Annotated in this window: 20 protein-coding genes and 1 pseudogene; 12 read left to right on the forward strand and 9 right to left on the reverse strand. The window is 70.6% G+C overall.

The window, feature by feature from the left end:
- The first annotated feature begins 8 nt into the window (after nt 1-8).
- From ACFWU9_RS28885 to ACFWU9_RS28915, 7 genes are all read left to right on the forward strand, one after another.
- Nucleotides 9-563 (forward strand): F0F1 ATP synthase subunit B, encoded by a 555-nt coding sequence (locus ACFWU9_RS28885; protein ID WP_384323519.1) that lies wholly within the window; start codon nt 9-11, stop codon nt 561-563.
- Nucleotides 560-1,375 carry a F0F1 ATP synthase subunit delta gene (locus ACFWU9_RS28890; protein ID WP_384323521.1) on the forward strand — a complete coding sequence of 272 codons (816 nt, stop codon included), beginning with the start codon at nt 560-562 and terminating at the stop codon, nt 1,373-1,375. Before ACFWU9_RS28885 ends, ACFWU9_RS28890 begins: the two co-directional genes overlap by 4 nt.
- A gap of 156 nt (nt 1,376-1,531) precedes the next feature.
- Nucleotides 1,532-3,130, forward strand: a complete 1,599-nt coding sequence (gene atpA, locus ACFWU9_RS28895; RefSeq protein ID WP_384323523.1) for a F0F1 ATP synthase subunit alpha — start codon at nt 1,532-1,534, stop codon at nt 3,128-3,130.
- A gap of 20 nt (nt 3,131-3,150) precedes the next feature.
- The gene (locus ACFWU9_RS28900; protein WP_384323525.1) at nt 3,151-4,077 is read left to right on the forward strand and encodes a F0F1 ATP synthase subunit gamma; all 927 of its coding nucleotides are present in this window, start codon (nt 3,151-3,153) and stop codon (nt 4,075-4,077) included.
- Nucleotides 4,077-5,531 (forward strand): F0F1 ATP synthase subunit beta, encoded by a 1,455-nt coding sequence (gene atpD / locus ACFWU9_RS28905; protein ID WP_384323527.1) that lies wholly within the window; start codon nt 4,077-4,079, stop codon nt 5,529-5,531. The genes ACFWU9_RS28900 and atpD overlap by 1 nt, the downstream gene beginning before the upstream one ends.
- A 124-nt stretch (nt 5,532-5,655) precedes the next feature.
- Nucleotides 5,656-6,030, forward strand: a complete 375-nt coding sequence (locus ACFWU9_RS28910) for a F0F1 ATP synthase subunit epsilon (protein ID WP_384323529.1) — start codon at nt 5,656-5,658, stop codon at nt 6,028-6,030.
- 133 nt (nt 6,031-6,163) lie between these two features.
- Entirely contained in the window at nt 6,164-6,610 is a 447-nt protein-coding gene (locus ACFWU9_RS28915; RefSeq protein ID WP_384323532.1) for a DUF2550 domain-containing protein, read from the forward strand.
- Between the two features lie 75 nt (nt 6,611-6,685).
- Here ACFWU9_RS28915 and ACFWU9_RS28920 read toward each other — a convergent pair whose 3' ends face one another.
- The 3 genes from ACFWU9_RS28920 to ACFWU9_RS28930 all read right to left on the reverse strand — a co-directional run bounded on the left by ACFWU9_RS28920 (nt 6,686) and on the right by ACFWU9_RS28930 (nt 10,661).
- Complete coding sequence (locus ACFWU9_RS28920; protein WP_384323534.1) at nt 6,686-8,548, reverse strand: glycosyl hydrolase family 18 protein; 1,863 nt, start codon at nt 8,546-8,548, stop codon at nt 6,686-6,688.
- Between the two features lie 194 nt (nt 8,549-8,742).
- Nucleotides 8,743-9,393 (reverse strand): response regulator, encoded by a 651-nt coding sequence (locus ACFWU9_RS28925; protein WP_384323537.1) that lies wholly within the window; start codon nt 9,391-9,393, stop codon nt 8,743-8,745.
- Nucleotides 9,390-10,661, reverse strand: a complete 1,272-nt coding sequence (locus ACFWU9_RS28930) for a sensor histidine kinase (RefSeq protein WP_384323540.1) — start codon at nt 10,659-10,661, stop codon at nt 9,390-9,392. Before ACFWU9_RS28930 ends, ACFWU9_RS28925 begins: the two co-directional genes overlap by 4 nt.
- Nucleotides 10,662-10,748: 87 nt before the next feature.
- Here ACFWU9_RS28930 and ACFWU9_RS28935 point away from each other — a divergent pair, with 87 nt between their 5' ends.
- Entirely contained in the window at nt 10,749-11,333 is a 585-nt protein-coding gene (locus tag ACFWU9_RS28935; protein WP_384323542.1) for a hypothetical protein, read from the forward strand.
- Nucleotides 11,334-11,362: 29 nt separating this feature from the next.
- Here ACFWU9_RS28935 and ACFWU9_RS28940 read toward each other — a convergent pair whose 3' ends face one another.
- From ACFWU9_RS28940 to ACFWU9_RS28950, 3 genes are all read right to left on the reverse strand, one after another.
- Complete coding sequence (locus ACFWU9_RS28940; protein ID WP_384323544.1) at nt 11,363-11,935, reverse strand: cob(I)yrinic acid a,c-diamide adenosyltransferase; 573 nt, start codon at nt 11,933-11,935, stop codon at nt 11,363-11,365.
- A 37-nt stretch (nt 11,936-11,972) separates the two neighbouring features.
- Nucleotides 11,973-12,701, reverse strand: a complete 729-nt coding sequence (locus ACFWU9_RS28945; RefSeq protein ID WP_384323566.1) for an ABC transporter permease — start codon at nt 12,699-12,701, stop codon at nt 11,973-11,975.
- Nucleotides 12,702-12,800: 99 nt separating this feature from the next.
- Complete coding sequence (locus tag ACFWU9_RS28950) at nt 12,801-13,583, reverse strand: ABC transporter ATP-binding protein (RefSeq protein WP_384323546.1); 783 nt, start codon at nt 13,581-13,583, stop codon at nt 12,801-12,803.
- A 118-nt stretch (nt 13,584-13,701) separates the two neighbouring features.
- Here ACFWU9_RS28950 and ACFWU9_RS28955 point away from each other — a divergent pair, with 118 nt between their 5' ends.
- The 4 genes from ACFWU9_RS28955 (at nt 13,702) to ACFWU9_RS28970 (ending at nt 18,655) form a co-directional block, all read left to right on the forward strand.
- Nucleotides 13,702-14,340 carry a TetR/AcrR family transcriptional regulator gene (locus ACFWU9_RS28955; protein WP_384323548.1) on the forward strand — a complete coding sequence of 213 codons (639 nt, stop codon included), beginning with the start codon at nt 13,702-13,704 and terminating at the stop codon, nt 14,338-14,340.
- A gap of 165 nt (nt 14,341-14,505) precedes the next feature.
- Nucleotides 14,506-15,354 (forward strand): 3-hydroxyacyl-CoA dehydrogenase family protein, encoded by an 849-nt coding sequence (locus ACFWU9_RS28960; RefSeq protein ID WP_384323551.1) that lies wholly within the window; start codon nt 14,506-14,508, stop codon nt 15,352-15,354.
- A gap of 208 nt (nt 15,355-15,562) precedes the next feature.
- On the forward strand, nt 15,563-15,886 hold the full coding sequence (locus tag ACFWU9_RS28965; protein WP_189105430.1) for an STAS domain-containing protein: 324 nt from the start codon (nt 15,563-15,565) through the stop codon (nt 15,884-15,886).
- A gap of 216 nt (nt 15,887-16,102) precedes the next feature.
- Nucleotides 16,103-18,655 carry an ATP-binding protein gene (locus ACFWU9_RS28970; protein ID WP_384323553.1) on the forward strand — a complete coding sequence of 851 codons (2,553 nt, stop codon included), beginning with the start codon at nt 16,103-16,105 and terminating at the stop codon, nt 18,653-18,655.
- 17 nt (nt 18,656-18,672) lie between these two features.
- Here the strand turns inward: ACFWU9_RS28970 and ACFWU9_RS28975 are convergent, their stop codons facing one another.
- From ACFWU9_RS28975 to ACFWU9_RS28985, 3 genes and pseudogenes are all read right to left on the reverse strand, one after another.
- On the reverse strand, nt 18,673-19,032 hold the full coding sequence (locus tag ACFWU9_RS28975) for a GNAT family N-acetyltransferase (protein WP_384323555.1): 360 nt from the start codon (nt 19,030-19,032) through the stop codon (nt 18,673-18,675).
- A 34-nt stretch (nt 19,033-19,066) separates the two neighbouring features.
- Entirely contained in the window at nt 19,067-19,519 is a 453-nt protein-coding gene (locus tag ACFWU9_RS28980) for a phosphotransferase (RefSeq protein WP_384323569.1), read from the reverse strand.
- 19 nt (nt 19,520-19,538) lie between these two features.
- Nucleotides 19,539-19,634 (reverse strand): annotated as a pseudogene (locus tag ACFWU9_RS28985) (AIM24 family protein); the annotation flags it as partial.

Raw genomic sequence — 19,634 nt, forward strand, 5'->3', positions numbered from 1 at the left:
GCACTGATGTGAACCCTCTGGTTCAGCTCGCGGCCGAGGAGGAACAGAACCCCCTCATCCCTCCGATTCCCGAGCTCGTCATCGGCCTGCTCGCCTTTGTCATCGTTTTCGGCCTGCTCGCGTGGAAGCTCCTCCCGAACATCAACAAGGTTCTGGACGAGCGCCGTGAGGCCATCGAAGGCGGCATGGAGAAGGCGGAAGCCGCCAAAACCGAGGCGCAGAGCGTCCTGGAGCAGTACAAGGCCCAGCTCGCCGAGGCGCGTCACGAGGCCGCCCGTCTCCGTCAGGAGGCGACCGAGCAGGGTGCCGCCATCATCCAGGAGATGAAGGCGGAGGGGCAGCGGCAGCGCGAAGAGATCGTCGCCGCCGGCCACACCCAGATCGAGGCCGACCGCAAGTCGGCCGCCTCGGCACTGCGACGGGACGTCGGCAAGCTCGCCACGGACCTCGCGGGCAAGCTCGTCGGCGAGTCCCTCGAGGACAGCGCCCGGCAGAGCCGCACCATCGACCGCTTCCTCGACGAACTCGAGGACGGCGCGTCGACGGCGGAGGCAGCACGATGAACGGGGCGAGCCGCGCGGCGCTGGCCGCCGCACGCGAGCGTCTCGACGCGCTGACCGACAACACCTCGGTCGACGCGTCGAAGCTCGCCGAGGAGCTCACCGCCGTCACCGCGCTGCTCCACCGCGAAGTCTCGCTGCGCCGGGTCCTCACCGACCCCGCGCGGTCCGGCGAGTCCAAGGCCGATCTGGCCGGCGGACTGCTCCGCGGACAGGTCGGCGGGGAGACCGCCGAGCTGGTCACGGGCATGGTCCGGTCCCGCTGGTCGCAGCCGCGTGACCTGGTCGACTCGGTGGAGGAGCTGGCGGCGATCGCCGAGCTCACCGCCACCCAGCGGTCCGGCGGGCTCGACGAGGTGGAGGACGAGCTGTTCCGGTTCGGCCGGATCATCGAGTCCAGCACCGCGCTGCGGGCCGCGCTGACCGACCGGTCGGCGACGGTGCAGGCCAAGACGGCGCTGCTGACCGGGCTCCTCGGCGGCCGGGCCCACCCGGCCACCGAGCGTCTGATCGTGCGCCTCGTCACACAGCCCCGTGGACGTAGCCTGGAAGCGGGTCTTCAGACGTTGTCCCGGCTCGCGGCGGCCCGCCGGGACCGGATGGTGGCCGTCGTCACGACGGCGGTGCCTCTCACCGAAGGCCAGAAGCAGCGCCTCGGCGCGGCCCTGGCCAGGCTGTACGGTCACCCGATGCATCTGAACCTCGACGTGGACCCCGAGGTCCTCGGCGGAGTCTCGGTCCGCGTCGGTGACGAGGTCGTCAACGGCACGGTCGCGGAGCGTCTCGACGAGGCGAAGCGGCGGCTCGCCGGCTGAGGGCCGACGGTCGGCACTCGATACCCGATTACAGACACATACCGAGACCAAGAACTGCGGCCCGGTTGGGCCGTGCAGAAATTGCAGAAGATTCCTGGGGGTCGCCCCCAGACCCCCATAGAACTTCGGGCCCAACAAGGAGAGCAGGGAATCCAGATGGCGGAGCTCACGATCCGGCCGGAGGAGATCCGGGATGCGCTGGAGAACTTTGTCCAGTCGTACAAGCCGGACGCGGCCTCGCGCGAGGAGGTCGGGACGGTCAGCGTTGCCGGTGACGGCATCGCGAAGGTCGAGGGTCTGCCCTCGGCCATGGCGAACGAACTGCTGAAGTTCGAGGACGGGACCCTCGGTCTCGCCCTGAACCTGGAGGAGCGCGAGATCGGCGCGGTCGTCCTCGGTGAGTTCAGCGGTATCGAGGAGGGGCAGCCGGTCACCCGTACCGGCGAGGTGCTCTCCGTCGGCGTCGGCGAGGGCTACCTCGGCCGTGTCGTCGACCCGCTCGGTGCCCCGATCGACGGCCTCGGCGAGATCGCGACCGACAGCCGCCGCGCCCTGGAGCTCCAGGCTCCGGGCGTCATGGTCCGTAAGTCGGTGCACGAGCCGATGCAGACCGGATACAAGGCCGTCGACTCGATGGTGCCGATCGGCCGAGGCCAGCGTCAGCTGATCATCGGCGACCGCCAGACCGGCAAGACCGCCCTGGCCGTCGACACCATCATCAACCAGCGCGACAACTGGCGCTCCGGCGACGTGAACAAGCAGGTTCGCTGCATCTACGTCGCCATCGGCCAGAAGGGCTCCACCATCGCGTCCGTACGCGGTGCCCTGGAGGAGGCCGGCGCGCTTGAATACACGACGATCGTCGCCGCCCCGGCGTCCGACCCGGCGGGCTTCAAGTACCTGGCCCCGTACACCGGTTCGGCCATCGGCCAGCACTGGATGTACCAGGGCAAGCACGTCCTGATCATCTTCGACGACCTGTCGAAGCAGGCCGACGCCTACCGCGCCGTCTCGCTGCTGCTGCGCCGTCCGCCGGGCCGCGAGGCCTACCCGGGCGACGTCTTCTACCTGCACTCGCGTCTGCTGGAGCGCTGCGCCAAGCTCTCCGACGACATGGGCGCCGGCTCGATGACGGGTCTGCCCATCGTCGAGACCAAGGCGAACGACGTGTCGGCGTTCATTCCGACCAACGTCATCTCCATCACCGACGGCCAGTGCTTCCTGGAGTCCGACCTGTTCAACGCCGGCCAGCGGCCCGCGCTGAACGTCGGTATCTCGGTCTCCCGAGTCGGTGGCTCCGCCCAGCACCGGGCCATGCGCCAGGTGTCCGGCCGTCTCCGTGTCGACCTCGCCCAGTTCCGTGAGCTGGAGGCGTTCGCGGCCTTCGGTTCCGACCTGGACGCCGCGTCGAAGGCGTCGCTCCAGCGTGGTCAGCGCATCGTCGAGCTGCTGAAGCAGCCGCAGTACGCGCCGTTCCCGATCGAGGAGCAGGTCGTCTCCATCTTCGCCGGCACCACCGGCAGGATGGACGACGTTCCGGTCGAGGACATCAGGCGCTTCGAGAGCGAGCTGCTGGAGTACCTGCGCCGCGAGCGCAAGGACCTGCTGACCAGCATCGCCGAGGGCGGCAAGATGTCGGACGACACCCTCGAGTCCATCGGTGACGCCATCGCCGCCTTCAAGAAGCAGTTCGAGACCTCGGACGGCAAGCTCTTGGGCGACGACGCCCCGGCCGGCGTCAACGTCTCCAAGTGACGACGGAAGGGACCTGACTCATGGGAGCCCAGCTCCGGGTCTACAAGCGTCGCATCAAATCCGTCACCGCGACCAAGAAGATCACCAAGGCGATGGAGATGATCGCCGCCTCGCGCATCGTCAAGGCGCAGCGCAGGGTGACGGCGTCCACACCGTACGCGACCGAACTGACCCGCGCGGTCAGGGCGGTGGCGACCGGATCCAACACCAAGCATCCTCTGACCACGGAGGTCGAGTCACCGGTACGGGCCGCGGTCCTGCTCATCACGAGCGACCGCGGACTGGCGGGCGGCTACTCCTCCAACGCCATCAAGGCGGCGGAGCGGCTCACCGAGCGGCTCCGGAGCGAGGGCAAGGAGGTCGACTCGTACATCGTCGGCCGCAAGGGTGTCGCCTACTACGGCTTCCGTGAGCGCAAGGTCACGGAATCGTGGACCGGCTTCACCGACAGCCCGAGCTACGCGGACGCCAAGGAGATCGCCGGGCCGCTGATCGAGGCGGTCCAGCGGGACACCGCGGACGGCGGAGTGGACGAGCTCCACGTCGTCTTCACCGAGTTCGTCTCGATGCTGACGCAGACGCCGGTGGAGAACCGGCTGCTGCCGCTCTCCCTCGACGGCACGGCGGAGGACGAGGCCGACTCGGCGAAGAAGGACGAGATCCTTCCGCTGTTCGACTTCGAGCCGTCGGCGGAGGACGTCCTCGACGCCCTGCTGCCGCGCTACGTCGAGAGCCGTATCTACAACGCGCTGCTCCAGGCCGCCGCCTCCAAGCACGCGGCCACCCGCCGCGCGATGAAGTCGGCGACCGACAACGCCGGGGATCTCATCAAGAGCCTCTCCCGGCTCGCCAACGCGGCCCGCCAGGCCGAAATCACCCAGGAAATCAGCGAGATCGTCGGTGGCGCCAGCGCCCTGGCCGACGCGACCGCGGGGAGTGAAAAGTAATGACGACCACAGTTGAGGCGGCCACCCCGGGAAGCACGGCCACGGGCCGCGTGGCCCGGGTCATCGGCCCGGTCGTCGACGTGGAGTTCCCCGTCGACGCGATGCCGGACATCTACAACGCACTGCACGTCGAGGTGGCCGACCCGGCCGAGGACGGCAAGAGGAAGACGCTGACGCTCGAAGTCGCCCAGCACCTGGGTGAGGGAGTCGTACGCGCCATCTCGATGCAGCCGACCGACGGTCTGGTCCGCCAGTCCGTCGTGACGGACACCGGCGCGGGCATCTCGGTGCCCGTCGGTGACGTGACCAAGGGCAAGGTGTTCAACACCCTCGGTCAGATCCTGAACGACCCGGACGGCGAGGCGCAGATCACCGAGCGCTGGCCGATCCACCGCAAGGCCCCGTCCTTCGACCAGCTCGAGTCCAAGACCGAGATGTTCGAGACCGGCCTGAAGGTCGTCGACCTGCTGACCCCGTACGTCAAGGGCGGCAAGATCGGTCTGTTCGGTGGAGCGGGCGTCGGCAAGACGGTCCTCATCCAGGAAATGATCATGCGTGTGGCCAAGCTGCACGAGGGCGTTTCCGTGTTCGCCGGTGTCGGTGAGCGCACCCGTGAGGGCAACGACCTCATCGACGAGATGACCGAGTCGGGCGTCCTGGACAAGACCGCGCTGGTCTTCGGCCAGATGGACGAGCCGCCGGGCACCCGTCTGCGGGTCGCCCTGTCCGCCCTGACCATGGCGGAGTACTTCCGCGATGTGCAGAAGCAGGACGTGCTGCTCTTCATCGACAACATCTTCCGCTTCACCCAGGCCGGTTCCGAGGTCTCCACACTGCTCGGCCGTATGCCGTCCGCGGTGGGTTACCAGCCGACCCTGGCGGACGAGATGGGTGTGCTCCAGGAGCGCATCACCTCGACCCGTGGCCACTCGATCACCTCGATGCAGGCGATCTACGTGCCGGCGGACGACCTGACCGACCCGGCCCCGGCCACGACCTTCGCGCACCTCGACGCGACGACCGTGCTGTCGCGTCCGATCTCGGAGAAGGGCATCTACCCGGCGGTCGACCCGCTGGACTCGACGTCCCGCATCCTGGACCCGCGCTACATCTCGCAGGCGCACTACGACGCGGCCAGCCGCGTCAAGGGAATCCTGCAGAAGTACAAGGACCTCCAGGACATCATCGCGATCCTCGGTATCGACGAGCTGGGCGAGGAGGACAAGCTCGTCGTCCACCGTGCCCGTCGCGTCGAGCGCTTCCTGTCGCAGAACACCCACGCCGCCAAGCAGTTCACCGGCCTGGACGGCTCCGACGTACCGCTCGACGAGTCGATCTCCGCGTTCAACGCGATCTGCGACGGGGACTACGACCACTTCCCCGAGCAGGCGTTCTTCATGTGCGGTGGTATCGACGACCTGAAGGCGAAGGCCAAGGAGCTCGGCGTCTCCTGAGTCCCCGGACTCGACGGCGGGGGGCGGTCCCGTACCGCCCCCCGCCGAACCGCCGATCGTGAACCCCATAGAATCTAGACCGACACCCGGCGTCCACGCCGGGTGGTGACCCGAGGAGCCACCCTTGGCTGCTGAGCTGCACGTCGAGCTGGTCGCCGCGGACCGCAGCGTCTGGTCCGGCGAGGCCACCCTGGTCGTCGCGCGCACCACCTCCGGCGACATCGGCGTCATGCCCGGTCACCAGCCGCTGCTCGGTGTGCTGGAATCGGGCCCCGTGACCCTCCGTACGACCGACGGCGGAACGGTCGTCGCCGCTGTGCACGGCGGTTTCCTCTCGTTCGCCGACAACAAGCTCTCGCTGCTCGCGGAGATCGCCGAGCTGGCGGACGAGATCGACGCCCAGCGTGCCGAGCGCGCGCTGGAGCGTGCGAAGTCCGACGACGACGACGCCGCCGAGCGGCGCGCCGATGTACGACTTCGCGCTGTGGCGGTGCGTTGACGCACCGCTTCTGGAATTACCCTCAGCCGCGGCCCGTTCTGGATCCATCCAGACCGTGTCGCGGCTGAGGCGATGCGGCACCTGTTTCTGTTCGTTCACGCGGGTTACTCGATAGGCGAGGAGGTCGGTACGGATGGTCCTCGCTCTGCTTGTCTGCGGACTGGTCGTCGTGCTGGTTGCGGTGGGGCTCTTCGTCTTCGGGCTGCGCCGACGGCTGATCCAGCGGTCCGGCGGAACCTTCGACTGCTCGCTGCGCTGGAACGTGTCCGAGGAGCCCGACACGTCCGGCAAGGGCTGGGTGTACGGGGTCGCCCGCTACAGCGGTGACCGCATCAACTGGTTCCGGGTCTTCTCGTACGCGCCCCGGCCCCGCCGCAGCCTCGAACGCTCGGCCATCGAGGTGCGCGCCCGGCGCGCGCCCGAGGGTGAGGAGGAGGTCGCGCTGCTCTCCGACTCCGTCGTGCTCGGCTGTGTCCATCAGGGGACGCGCCTGGAGCTGGCGATGAGCGAGGACGCGCTGACCGGCTTCCTGGCCTGGCTGGAGGCGGCGCCGCCCGGCCAGCGGGTGAACGTCGCCTGACGGGGCGCGCGGAACGAACGACGAGGGGGACGGTGCCCGGGTGGGCTCCGTCCCCCTCGCCGTACGCGCGGTGCGTTACTTCAGACCGTTGCTGATCGCGGTCACCAGCTCGCCGTTGGCGGTGTCACCGGTGAAGTCCCAGAAGAACGCGCCGCCGAGGCTCTGGCTCTTCGCCCAGGCCATCTTCGACGTGACGGTCGCCGGGGTGTCGTAGCTCCACCAGTTGCTGCCGCACTTCGCGTACGAGGTGCCGCCGACGGTGCCGGTGGCGGGGCAGGTGTTCTTGAGGACCTTGTAGTCCTCGATGCCCGCCTCGTACGTGCCGGGGGCCGCGCCCGTCGCGGTGCCGCCCGGTGCCGCCTGGGTGACCCCGGTCCAGCCGCGTCCGTAGAAGCCGATGCCGAGCAGCAGCTTCTTGGCCGGTACGCCCTGCGCCTTGTACTTGGCGATCGCGTCGGCCGAGTTGAAGCCGGCCTGCGGGATGCCCGGGTACGAGGTGAGCGGGGAGTGCGGGGCCGTGGGGCCCTGCGCGGCGAAGGCGCCGAAGAAGTCGTACGTCATGACGTTCAGCCAGTTCATGTACTGCGAGGCGCCGGCGTAGTCGGTGGCGTCGATCTTGCCGCCGCTGGACGCGTCGGCCGTGACGGCCGCGGTGACGAGGTAGTTGGCACCGAACTTGGCGCGCATGGCCTGCATCATGTTCTTCATCGCGGCCGGGCCGCTGGTGTCGCAGCTCAGACCACAGGCGTTCGGGTACTCCCAGTCCAGGTCGATGCCGTCGAAGACATCGGCCCAGCGCGGGTCCTCGACCAGGTCGTAGCAGGACTGCGCGAAGGCGGCCGGGTTCTTCACCGCGTCGCCGAAGCCGCCGGACCAGGTCCAGCCGCCGAAGGACCAGAGGACCTTGATGTTCGGGTTGGCGGCCTTGAGCTTGCGCAGCTGGTTGAAGTTGCCGCGCAGCGGCTGGTCCCAGGTGTCGGCGACCCCGTCGACGGACTGGTCGGCGGTGTACGCCTTGTCCGTCGCGGCGTAGGCGTCGCCCATGGTGCACTTGCCGCCCTGGACGTTGCCGAACGAGTAGTTGATGTGCGTGATCTTCGACGCGCTGCCGGACGTCACGATGTTCTTGACGTGGTAGTTGCGGTCGTAGACGCCCCACTCGGTGAAGTAGCCGAGCTTGACCTGGTCGCCGGGCGGGGTGCCCGGGTCCGTACCGCCGCCGGTGGTCCTGACGGCGACCGAGCCGCTGACGGGTCCGGTCTGGTCGGCCGTGTCACGGGCCTGGACGCTGTAGGAGTAGCTGGTGCCGGCGGTCAGGCCGGTGTTCGTGTACGTCGTACCGGTGACCGTGGCGATCTTCGAGCCGTCCCGCAGGACGTCGTAGTTCTTGATGCCCTTGTCGTCGGTGGCCGCGCTCCAGCTGAGCTTCGCCGACGTGTTCGTGATGTCGCTCGCGGTGGGTGTGCCCGGGGCGGTGGGGGCCGAGTCGCCGGGGACGCTGCCGCCGTCGCAGGAGGCGCCGTTGAGCGTGCAGTTGGCCGGCGAGCCGGAGCCCGAGCCGGTGCCGTTGAAGCCGAAGGTGACGGAGGCGCCCGGGGTGAGGGTGCCGTTCCAGCCGACGTTCTTGGCGGTCCAGCGGTTGGTGCCGCTCTTGGTGACCGTGGCGTCCCAGGCGGAGCCGACACCGGTGCCGGAGGGGAAGTCCCACTCGACGGTCCAGGAGCTGAGGGTCGTGGTGCCGGTGTTCTTCACCGTCCACGAGCCTTCGAAGCCGGTGCCCCAGTCGGACTTCTTGGTGTACGTGGCGGTCGCCGATGTGGCCGCCTCGGCGGGGGAGGCGAGGCCGACCATGGCGGCGAGGGGGAGGAGCAGCGCGGTCAGCGCCGCGACGGATCTGGATCTGAATCTGGTTCTTCGGACGGACGTCTTCGTGCTCAAGGGGTACTCCTCGAGTGGGTTCGGAACTGTGCGGGGATGGTCCGGGTTGGTCCGTGGGACCCGACTTTCGCGACAGCTCGCGCACTAGTCAGTGGCGTGAGAGTAAAGAGGTCTGGACCAATCGTCAATAGGTCCAGACCAAAGGTCGCGGCGGGGTGGTGCGCCCTCTGGTACGTCCCCGGACGGTGCTCGGTTCAGATCCCCAACTCTTGTGCCAGCACCGCCGCTTGGACCCGGCTGCGCAGCTCCAGCTTGCCCAGCAGTCTGCTCACATGCGTCTTGACCGTCGCCTCGGCCATCCGGAGCCGTACCGCGATCTCCGCGTTCGACAGCCCGTCCCCCAGACTCGACAGCACCTCGCGCTCGCGCGGGGTGAGCGTGTCCAGCACCGAGAGGTCCCGCGCGTCCGGCGACGGTACGGCCTTCGGCGAGGCGAACTCCGCGATCAGCCGGCGGGTCACGGCGGGCGCGATCAGCCCCTCCCCGCTCGCCACCGTCCGCACCGCCTCGATCAGCGCGTGCGCCTCGGTGTTCTTGAGCAGGAACCCGGACGCCCCGGCCCGCAGCGCGCCGAAGACGTACTCGTCGAGATCGAACGTCGTCAGTACGAGCACGTCCGCCAGCTTCTCGCCGACCACCTGCCGGGTCGCCGACACCCCGTCGAGACGCGGCATCTGAATATCCATCAGCACCAGGTCCGGGCGCAGCTCACGGGCCAGCCGGACGGCCTCCTCACCGTCCCCCGCCTCGCCGACGACCTCGATCTCCGGCGAGCTGCGAAGGATCAGGACGAGCCCCGCCCGTACCGCCGACTGGTCCTCGGCCACCAGCACCCGGATCGTCATGGCGTGCCGCTCCTCTCCTCGACGGGCAACTCCGCCCGTACCCGCCAGATCTTGGTGCCGTCGTCGTCCGCCGTCACCGGTCCCGCCTCGAACGCGCCCTCCAGCAGCGCCACCCGCTCGCGCATCCCGACGAGCCCCGCGCCGGAGCCCGGCGCGCGCGGGCCCGGCCGGTCGCCGTACGGGCTGACGACCTCGACGATCAGCGCTTGCCGCGAGCGCTCCAGTCCCACCGTCACCGCGCCGCGCGCCGCGTGCTTGAGCGCGTTCGTCAGCGATTCCTGGACGACGCGGTACGCCGCCATCTCCACCGGCGCGGGCAGTGCCGCCTCCTCTCCCCGCCGGTCCGCCAGGGAGAACGTGAGCCCGCTGGACGCGCCGTTCGTACGGGCCCGCTCCAGCAGGGAGTCGAGCGCCCGCAGGGTCGGTGCCGGTGACGGCTCCTGGTCGTCCCCCGCGTCCCGCAGCAGCCCGATCAGACGGCGCATCTCGGCCAGGCCGGCGACGCTGTTCTCGCGGATCACCGCCAGCGCGGTCTCGGTGGTGCGCGCGTCGTGCAGGGAGAGCGCGGCGGTGGAGTGGATCGCGATCGCCGACAGATGGTTGGCGACCATGTCGTGCAGCTCCCGGGCCATCCGCGCGCGCTCGGCCGTCACGGCCTGCGTACGGTCCATCTCGGCCAGCAGCGCGGTCTGTTCGGCCCGCAGCCGGGCGGCCTCGGCGGCGTCGCGATGGTTGCGCACCAGCAGACCGGTGAAGGCCGGCCCGACGGTGACCGCGCCCGCGACCACCCCCAGCAGCAGCGCCTCGGGCGTACGGAGCCAGTTCAGGGTCCCCACCGTGACGATGACCGTGAAGACCGCCGTGCCCCAGGGGACCCGGCGGGCGGCGGCCGGACTCCCGTACAGCACCGCCGCGTACACGATGTCCGTGTACATGGCGATCGTCGCCACACTGCCCACCGTGAGCTGGTCCCCGACCAGCGCCAGGGTGCCGATGAGCAGCCCCGTCATCGGCGCGCTCCTGCGCACCAGCTCGACCAGTGAGAGGGCGGCGACCGGCACCAGCACCCAGGCGCCGCCCAGGGGGCCGCCCTGGGTGTGCAGCCCGAGGGCCCACAGCAGCACTCCGCCGAGCAGGCCCGCGGCCGAGATCAGGGCGTCCCCGCGATGGGGGAGCGGCAGACGCGGGCGGGGGAGGACGGTCACCCCACCATCAAACACGGCACCGCCGGCGGGCACCTCCACGTACCGGCCGAGGTACGGGTACATCGAAGGATGCAGTCACGGTTCGTCACTGCCGACGACGATCGGGCCCCGGCCGGACGGGACGCTTGGAGTGAGCCGAAGGGGGCTGTCGTGATCGTCACGCTGATCGTCATCTGCGAGGTCGGGTTCTGGGTCCTGCTGGGCCTGGGGCTCTCCTTGCGCTACTTCGCCGGAATGCCCCGCGCGTCGGTCGCGGTGCTGCTGTGCGAGCCGCTGCTGGAGGTCCTGCTGCTGGTCGTGACGGCGATCGACCTCAGGAACGGCGCCGAACCCGACTGGAAGCACGGCCTGGCCGCGGTGTACATCGGCTTCTCGGTGGCGCTCGGCCCGGAGCTGATCAAGTGGGCCGACGGGCGCTTCGCCCACCGCTTCGCGGGCGGGCCGCCGCCGGTGCGGCCGCCGAAGTACGGCAGGGCCCGCGCGGTCCACGAGTGGAGGACCGCGGCCCGCTGGACCCTGGCGTCGGCGATCGCCGTCGTCCTGCTCCAGGCCGCGGTCTGGTACGTCGGCCCGGACGGGGAGACCGGCTCGCTCCGGATGTGGCAGCAGAAGATGCTCGTCCTGATCGGCGTCAACGTGGTGTGGGCCCTGAGTTACACGCTCTTCCCGAAGAAGGGCCCGGGCGGCTCCGCGCCGGTGGAGCGGCCCGGGTCCTCCAGCGGCACCGACCGCTGAGAGCGCCCCGTGACGGGGCCCGGCGGTGGCTAGCGCTCGCCGCCCGGCACCCACAGCACGTCCCCGACCTCCTTGTTGGCGACCCTGGCCAGGATGAACAGGAGGTCGGAGAGCCGGTTGAGATACGTCGCGGTGAGCGGGTTCATGATCTCCCCGTGCGTCTCGAACGCCGCCCAGGTCGAGCGCTCCGCGCGCCGTACGACGGTGCACGCCTGGTGCAGCAGCGCCGCTCCCGGCGTACCGCCCGGCAGGATGAAGCTCCGCAGCTTCTCGACCTCCGTCAGGAAGAGGTCGCAGTCCGACTCCAGCTTGTCGATGTACGCCTGCTCGACGCGCAGCGGCGGGTACTCGGGGTCTTCGACGACCGGTGTGGAGAGGTCGGCGCCCACGTCGAAGAGGTCGTTCTGGACCCGGACGAGGACCTTCACGATGTCGTCCCTGAGGTGCCCCAGCGCGATCGCCGTACCGATGGCGGCGTTCGCCTCGTTGGCGTCGGCGTAGGCGCCGATCCGCGGATCGGTCTTGGCGGTACGGCTCATGTCGCCGAGAGCCGTGGTGCCCTTGTCGCCGGTACGGGTGTAGATACGCGTCAGATTGACCATGCGGCCAGCCTAGGGTGTTCCGGCGCGTGGACCCGGATCAGGAGTCGGCGGTGCGGAACACCCGGGTGGCGACCGTCATCGACAGCAGGGCGAGGGCCGTGGCCACCAGGACGCCGTACAGCATCGCGGCGCTCGCGTAGTCGCCCACGTAGCCCGCCCGTACCGCGTCCACCAGATACCGGAGCGGCACGACGTGCGACAGCAGGTCCAGCCAGCCCGGCGCCAGGGTCATCGGCAGGACCAGCCCGGAGAGCAGCATCACCGGCATCGTCAGCGCGTTGATGACGGGACCGAACTCCTGCGGCGTCGAGACCTTCACCGCCAGCGCGTACGACAGCGAGGCCAGCGCCGCCGCGAGCACCCCGACGAAGACGAACCCGACGAGGATCCCGCCCAGCGGCGCCCGCAGCCCCATCGCCACCGCGACCAGCACCAGCAGCACGGACTGGAAGACGAAGAGCGCCACGTCGCGCAGCACCCTGCCCAGCAGCAGGGCGAGCCGGCTCACCGGTGTCACCCGCATCCGTTCGAGGACCCCGGTCTGCTTCTCGACGAGGATCGAGAAACCCGCGAACGAGGCGCCGAGCAGGGCGAGTTGAAGCAGCAGTCCGGGGACCAGGATCTGCCAGGAGTCCGTCGTGCCGCCGAGCGGGAGATCGGTCAGGAGAGGGCCGAAGAAGAGCAGGAACAGCAGCGGCATCAGGACGCCGAACAGGATCTGGAACTTGGAGCGCAGGGTCTGGCGGGCGTACCGCCCGAAGACCAGCGCGGTGTCCGCGACGAGGGACGACGCGCGCGAGGGCGCCGGCGCCGGGACGGAGGCCGACGGGGGAGCCGGCGGGGGAGTGGACACGGCGGGAGCCTCCTAGACGGCTACGGGGACGGCGTCGGCCGGCGCGGGGGCGCGGCCGGTGATCGCGAGGAAGGTGTCCTGGAGCGAGGCGTCGGGGGAGCCGCCGTACTCGCTCTTCAGCGCGGCGGGCGTGCCCTCGGCCACCACCACGCCGCCGTCGACGACGACCAGCCGGTCCGAGAGTTCGTCGGCCTCGTCGAGATGGTGCGTGGTGAGGAAGACGGTCGTGCCGTGCTCGTCGCGCAGACGCCGGATCAGGTCCCACAGACCGGCCCTGCTCGCCGGATCGAGTCCGGTGGTCGGCTCGTCCAGGAACAGCACCTCGGGGCGGTGGGTCAGCCCCATCGCGATGTCAAGGCGCCGGCGCTGGCCGCCGGAGAGCGCCGCGCACGTGCGGTCGAGCAGCTCGGTCAGGCCGAGGTCCTGCGCCAACTCCTCGGCGCGGTGGGCGGCTTCGGCCTTCGGCAGCCGGTGGAGCCGGGCCTGGGTGATCAGCTCCTCGCGTACGGAGACGTACGGGTCGACGCCGCCGGACTGCGCCACGTAACCGATCCTGCGCCGCACCTCGGCGGGCTCCCTGGCCAGGTCGAAGCCGGCGACGGTCGCCGCGCCGCCGGTGGGTGCCAGCAGCGTCGTGAGCATCCGCAGCGTGGTGGTCTTGCCCGCCCCGTTGGGGCCGAGGAAGCCGAGGATCTCCCCGGCCCGCACGGTGAGGTCGATGCCGCGCACCGCCTCGACGGTGCCCCGCTTGGTGGAGAAGGACCGGGCGAGCCCGGCCGTACTGATGATTGCCATGGCTCCAGAAAAACAGAGTCACTTAAATTTTGCAATGACTCCAAGATTGCGGGAGGCCCTCTGGGCGCCCTGGGCCGCCGGGAGGGGCGGGGGTGCGCCGCGTTCTAGAGTGAGTGGCATGTCCGAAGGGCTCAGGGAGCGCAAGAAGCGCCAGACCAGGCAGTACATCTCCGACGTCGCCACGCATCTGTTCATCGAGCACGGCTTCGACGCGGTGACGGTCGCCCAGGTCGCCGAGGCCTCGGACGTCTCCGTCAACACGGTCTACAACTACTTCTCGACGAAGGAGGACCTCTTCCTCGACCGCAGCAAGGGCATCGTCGACCGGCTCTCCCGGTTCGTACGGGGGCGTGCGACGGGCGAGTCGGCGGCCGACGCGGTCCTGCGCGAACTGCGCGAGCTGACCGAGACCGTCTCCCCCACCATCGGACTCCACCAGGGCTTCGACCGCTTCATGAAGGTCGTCCGGGAGTCGCACACGCTCCAGTCCCGCCTCCTCTCCATCCAGCAGGAGCTGCTGGACAATCTGGAGAGGACGCTCCGCGAGGAGACCGGCGCGGTCGCCGCCGACACGCTGCCCACCCTGGTGGCCGGTCAGCTCGCCTGGGCGCACGGCACGCTCATGGCGTTCGTCGCCCGCCGGATGCTCGAAGGCCGGACCCTGGAGGAGACCTCGCGCGAAGCCCTCGCGCTGCTCGACGACATCGAGGAGGTGCTGGGTGAAAAGGTGCTCAAGTACGCGGTGCGGCAAGGCTGATGGGCCTTACGGGCCTGCTCCGGGATGTGACGTCCGTCATGTGAGACGTGACGCGCATCTCTTCGCCACCACAGGGCAGCTCACGACCGATAACCTCCGGCAGGGAAGAATGTAAAGCGCGTGTTAAGCCGCGCGTGGTCCGCAGCGGAAATCAAGGGGTACGTCGTGGCCAGGAAGCTCGCCGTCATCGGTGCCGGACTCATGGGGTCCGGAATCGCGCAGGTCTCGGCCCAGGCCGGCTGGGACGTCGTGCTGCGGGACGTGACCGACGAGGCCCTGACCCGTGGCCGGGACGCGATCCGCGCCTCGTACGCCAAGTTCGTCACCAAGGGCAAGCTCGAAGAGGCGGACGCCGACGCCGCGCTCGCCCGGATCACCACGACCACCGACCTGGACGCGGCGGCCGACGCCGACATCGTCGTCGAGGCCGTCTTCGAGAAGCTCGACATCAAGCACGAGATCTTCCGGACGCTCGACAAGCTCGTACGCGACGACACCGTCCTCGCCTCCAACACGTCGGCCATCCCGATCACCAAGATCGCCGCGGCGACGGAGCGCCCCGAACGCGTCGTGGGCGCGCACTTCTTCTCGCCCGTACCGATGATGAACCTCTGCGAACTGGTACGCGGCTACAAGACCAGCGACGAAACCCTCGCCACCACAAGGGAGTTCGCCGAATCGGTCGGCAAGACCTGCATCGTCGTCAACCGTGACGTCGCGGGCTTCGTCACCACCCGTCTGATCACCGCCCTGGTCGTCGAGGCGGCCAGACTCCAGGAGTCGGGCGTCGCCACGGCCGAGGACATCGACATCGCGTGCAAGCTGGGCTTCGGCCACGCCATGGGGCCGCTCGCCACCGCCGACCTCACCGGGATCGACATCCTGCTGCACGCCGCCGACAACATCTACACCGAGTCGCAGGACGAGAAGTTCGCGGCGCCCGAGCTGATGCGCCGGATGGTGGACGCGGGTGACATCGGGCGCAAGAGCGGGCAGGGCTTCTACAAGCACTGACCGCGTTCGGCGGGCACTGGGCCACATCGACCGTTCCGCCATCACCCCACCGGGTGAATTCGGTATCAGTTCGCTCACGGACGGCAACTTCCTCGGCCGCACGGCTGTCAGTTGTTGCACAAAGACATCGCACAACGACATCGCACCAACACATCGCACCAAGACAGAGAAGACCGACGCGGAGCACACAGGCATTCGGGGAGCGCATATGTACATCAGGGGCGACCACGCCGAGCTGGTCGTCGAGGGCCGCCTCGACGTCCGCAGCGCGGCGGACGCCCGTACGGTCCTGCACACGGCCGTCGACGACGGAGCCGGCGACCTGGTGCTCGATCTGACCGGACTCGATTCCTGGGACGCCACGGGCCTCGGTGTCATCATGGGCGCGCACCGGCGGGCCGGCCGGTGCGGACGCAGACTCGTCCTGCGCGGTGTGCCCGCCCAGATGCAGCGCCTGCTGGTGGCCACCCGGCTGCACCGCATCCTCGCCATCGAGGGCGGCATCGCAGCAGAATCGCTTCCGCGCGTCTGACCGTTCCGCACCGAACTGTCCGCCGAGCCACGCACAATCCTCACGAGACCGTGACGTCTCGGACGACGTGGCACCCCGGCTGTTCCTGGATACTGTGCGGAGGTTTAGGGTTTCGGCCGTCGGCCGAGCCGAACGGCGGGCACCGGACCAGAAGTGACAGCGGGGCGTGCGAGGCCGGGAGAGCAACCGCACGCCACGATCTGGGGGGCTTTGACGATGAACCCGACCGACCCGACCCACCCGACGGACCCGGGTCCCACGGGCACCGGTACCGGCCCCACGGGCGCCGGGCGCGCCGAGGACAGGCCCGCCGAAGGCGCCGACCGGCCGAACCCGTGGGTGACGCACCCGACGCCCGCGCGCACCGTCGCGCTGATCTCCGGCGACTTCCTGATCACCGTCAACCCCGTCGACGGCAGCGAGATCGAGCCCTGCCCGCCGGGATCGCAGCCGCCCGCCCCCGTCAGGCTCGACGCCGACGAGCGCGCCGAGCAGCGCCGGGCCGGCCGCCCGCCGATACCCCCCGGCCCCGGCGCGCCCCCGCTCCCGCTGCTGGAGCGTCAGAACGAGCGCGAACAACTCGTCGGACTGCTCGGGCGCGGCCACTCCGTACGGCTCACCGGCTCGGCCGGCTCCGGCCGTACCGCACTCCTCGAAGCCGTCGCCGCCGACTGCGAGGAGCTCGCGCCGGACGGGGTCGTCCGGCTCTCCGGCCACCACCGCACCGTCACCGAGCTGCTGTACGAGCTGTACGCGGCGGTCTACCGGTCCGTGCTCCACCGCCCCGACCGTGCGGGCCTGTTGGAACTCGTCCACGGCATCGGCGCGATCGTCGTCGTCGACGACCTGGAGTTCGGCGGCGAACCGCTGGACGAACTCCTCGAAGCCGCGCCGGAATGCGCGTTCCTTCTCGCCGTCACCCCCGACGTCGACGCCCCCATCTCGCGCTCGCGTCTCGAAGAGGTCCTGCTCGGCGGTCTCGGCCGGGGCGCCTCGCTCGAACTGCTGGAGCGCGCCACCGGGCGCCCGCTGACGGACGAGGAGGCGAACTGGGCCGGCGACCTCTGGTTCGAGTCCGAGGGCCTGCCGCAGCGCTTCGTCCAGGCCGCCGCGCTGCTGCGCGGACGCGACCGGCTGCGCGCGGACGCGGAGCCGTACGAGGAGGACGGGGCCCTCGTCCATGAGCCGGCGGACGCTCCGTACGGCCAAGGACGCGGCCAGGACGACCTGTTCGCGGACGGCGGGCTCACCGCCGACGGGTACGACATCCCGCTGCCGACGCTGGGCGAGGGCGCCGCGCCCGCCGTGCTGCTGGCCTCCCGGCTCTCCGAGGCCGCGCGGGAGACGTTGCGGTTCGCCGTCGCGCTCGGCGGCGAGGTCCCGCACCAGGCCCATCTGCCGGCCCTGGTGGGCGACACGCACGCGGACGCGGCCGTCGGCGAACTGATGCACGCCGGCCTGCTCTCACCCGTCGGCCCGCGCTACCGGCTCGCCGCCGGGGCGCTCGCCCAGCTGGAGGCGCGGGGGTACGGGGACGAGGCCACGTCCCGCGCGCATGTGGCCGTCCAGCACTTCACCTGGTGGGCCGGTCATCCGTCGGTCACCCCGCGCCGGGCCTCCGCCGAGGCGGACGCGCTGCTGGCCGCGATGACGCCCCTGGTCTCCAGCGGCGAGGCCGGGCACGCGAGCGCCGCCGTCCTGCTGGCCAGGGGAGCGGCGCCCGCCTTCATGGCCGGGCTGCACTGGGGCGCGTGGGAGCGCGCGCTGCGGATCGGCCAGGAGGCGGCGCGGATCGCCGGAGAGGTCGCCGAAGAGGCGTACTTCCACCATGAGTTGGGGATTCTCGCCCTCTGCGTCGGGAGCCTGGACCGGGCCCGCGCCGAGCTGGAGACCTCGATCGGGATGCGCGGGGCGGTAGCGGACAAGCGGGGCACCGTCTCCGGCCGCAGGGCGCTGGCCCTGGTCAGCGACCGTGAGAACGGGGAGACCGCCCTCGTCCCCTTCCGGCGGCCCGACGACGAACTGCCCGTGCCGTCGCCGCGCGGGACGTCGATGGTCGTCCCCGTACCGAACCCGAAGTCGCCCGACGACCGGACGACGCTGGTGACCCGCCGCGACGACACCCCGGCCGCGGGCAGTCCCGCCGCAGGTGCCCCTGGCCGCGGATCCGGCGGCTCGCCCGTGCGCCGGCGCCGTCCGGTGCTGGGTGGCGCCCGCCGCAACCTGGTCGCCGCGGGCGCGGGCGCGGTGCTCGCCGCCGTCCTGGGCACCGTCGTGACCCTCGGGGCCACGGGCAGCGACAGCTCGCCCACGGACCGGGTCCAGACGGACCACTCGACGGACGACGACGACGGCACCGCCGGCTACGACGGCGAGACGCCGACGGACGAGGGCACGAAGAAGCCGGCCAAGCCGGGCGGGGTCCCCGTCACGGCCGGTTCGGACGCGCCGTCGCCCAGCACGAGCGGGGACTCCGAGTCGGCCGACCCGGGCGACACCCCGTCCGGCGACCCGTCCGAGCCGGACGACGACCCGGATCCCTCGGACCCGGATCCGACGAGAACGAGCCCCTCCCCGACCAAGTCGTCGCCGGGTCCCGACCCCTCCGACACCGACTCCAGCCCGTCCCCGTCGACACCGACCTCGCCCCCGCCGACGACCACCACCCCGGAGGAGCCCCCGGAGCCCCCGGAGTCGGCGACGATGGGCAACCCGGCCGAACCGACGTCGGGGACGGGCTCCCCGGACGCCGCGGCCTCGATGATCTGACGCGGCCGGCCCCGAGCTCAGCCCCGGAGGTGGAACAGCTCGGGGTCGCCCTCGTCGAGACCGTGGAGAAGGCCGACCGGACTCCAGCCGGCCGCCGCGTCCAGCAGCCGGTGGCCGACACCCCTGCCACGGGCGGCCGGTGCCACCATCAGCACGGTGACGGAGCCGTGCTCGGAGAACGTGTACTCGACCACGCAGTCGCCGACCGGCCCCGAGCCGTCCTCCGCCACGACGGCCAGGCCGTCCCGGCACCACCGCCGCATGCCCGCCTGCCGCGCGGGGTCCCCACCGGCCGCGACGACGTCGACCCCGATCAGAGCGTCGGCGTCCCCCGCGTCGGCGGGACGGACCAGGAAGCCCAACTCATCCGTAGCCATGGGGACATGCTCCCGCTGTCCGCCCCACGCGCGCTCATCCCGCCGGGAACAGCCAACGCAGCCCGGCAAGGCTCTTGTCGAGATAGCTCCGGCGACCGGTCTCGACGCCGTAGGCCAGGTCCTCCAGGACACCGCACCTGGCGTAGAAGGCCGCGCGCTCCGCGATCGCCTCGGCGACGTGGGCGTCGGCCGCGTAGCCGCGCAGGGCACGGCGCAGGGCGTCCGGGCCGAGATCCCGCAGGACGAGCCCGAAGTCGTGGGCCGGATCGACGATCGCGGCGTCGCTCCAGTCGATCACGCCCGTCACCCGCCATGTGTCCGGGTCGACGAGGACGTGCTCGATGCCCAGGTCGTTGTGGGAGAAGACCGGCGGAGGCCCGCCGGCCGGCGGCGGCGCGTCCAGGAAGGCCAGCACGGGCTCGCGATACGCCCGCGGCACCGCCGGGACGACGGCGGCGTACGTCTCCCTCGCCTCGTCCAGCCACAGCGCGTCGGGCTGGACGTCGGTCCATGAAGACCACCGGGCCGTTCGACGCGGCCACGAACTTCCCCGTACCGATCAGGGTCAGAAAGCCCGGCACGATCGACTGCTTGAGCGCCAG

Source organism: Streptomyces sp. NPDC058653, from assembly GCF_042716895.1.
Lineage (GTDB): Bacteria > Actinomycetota > Actinomycetes > Streptomycetales > Streptomycetaceae > Streptomyces.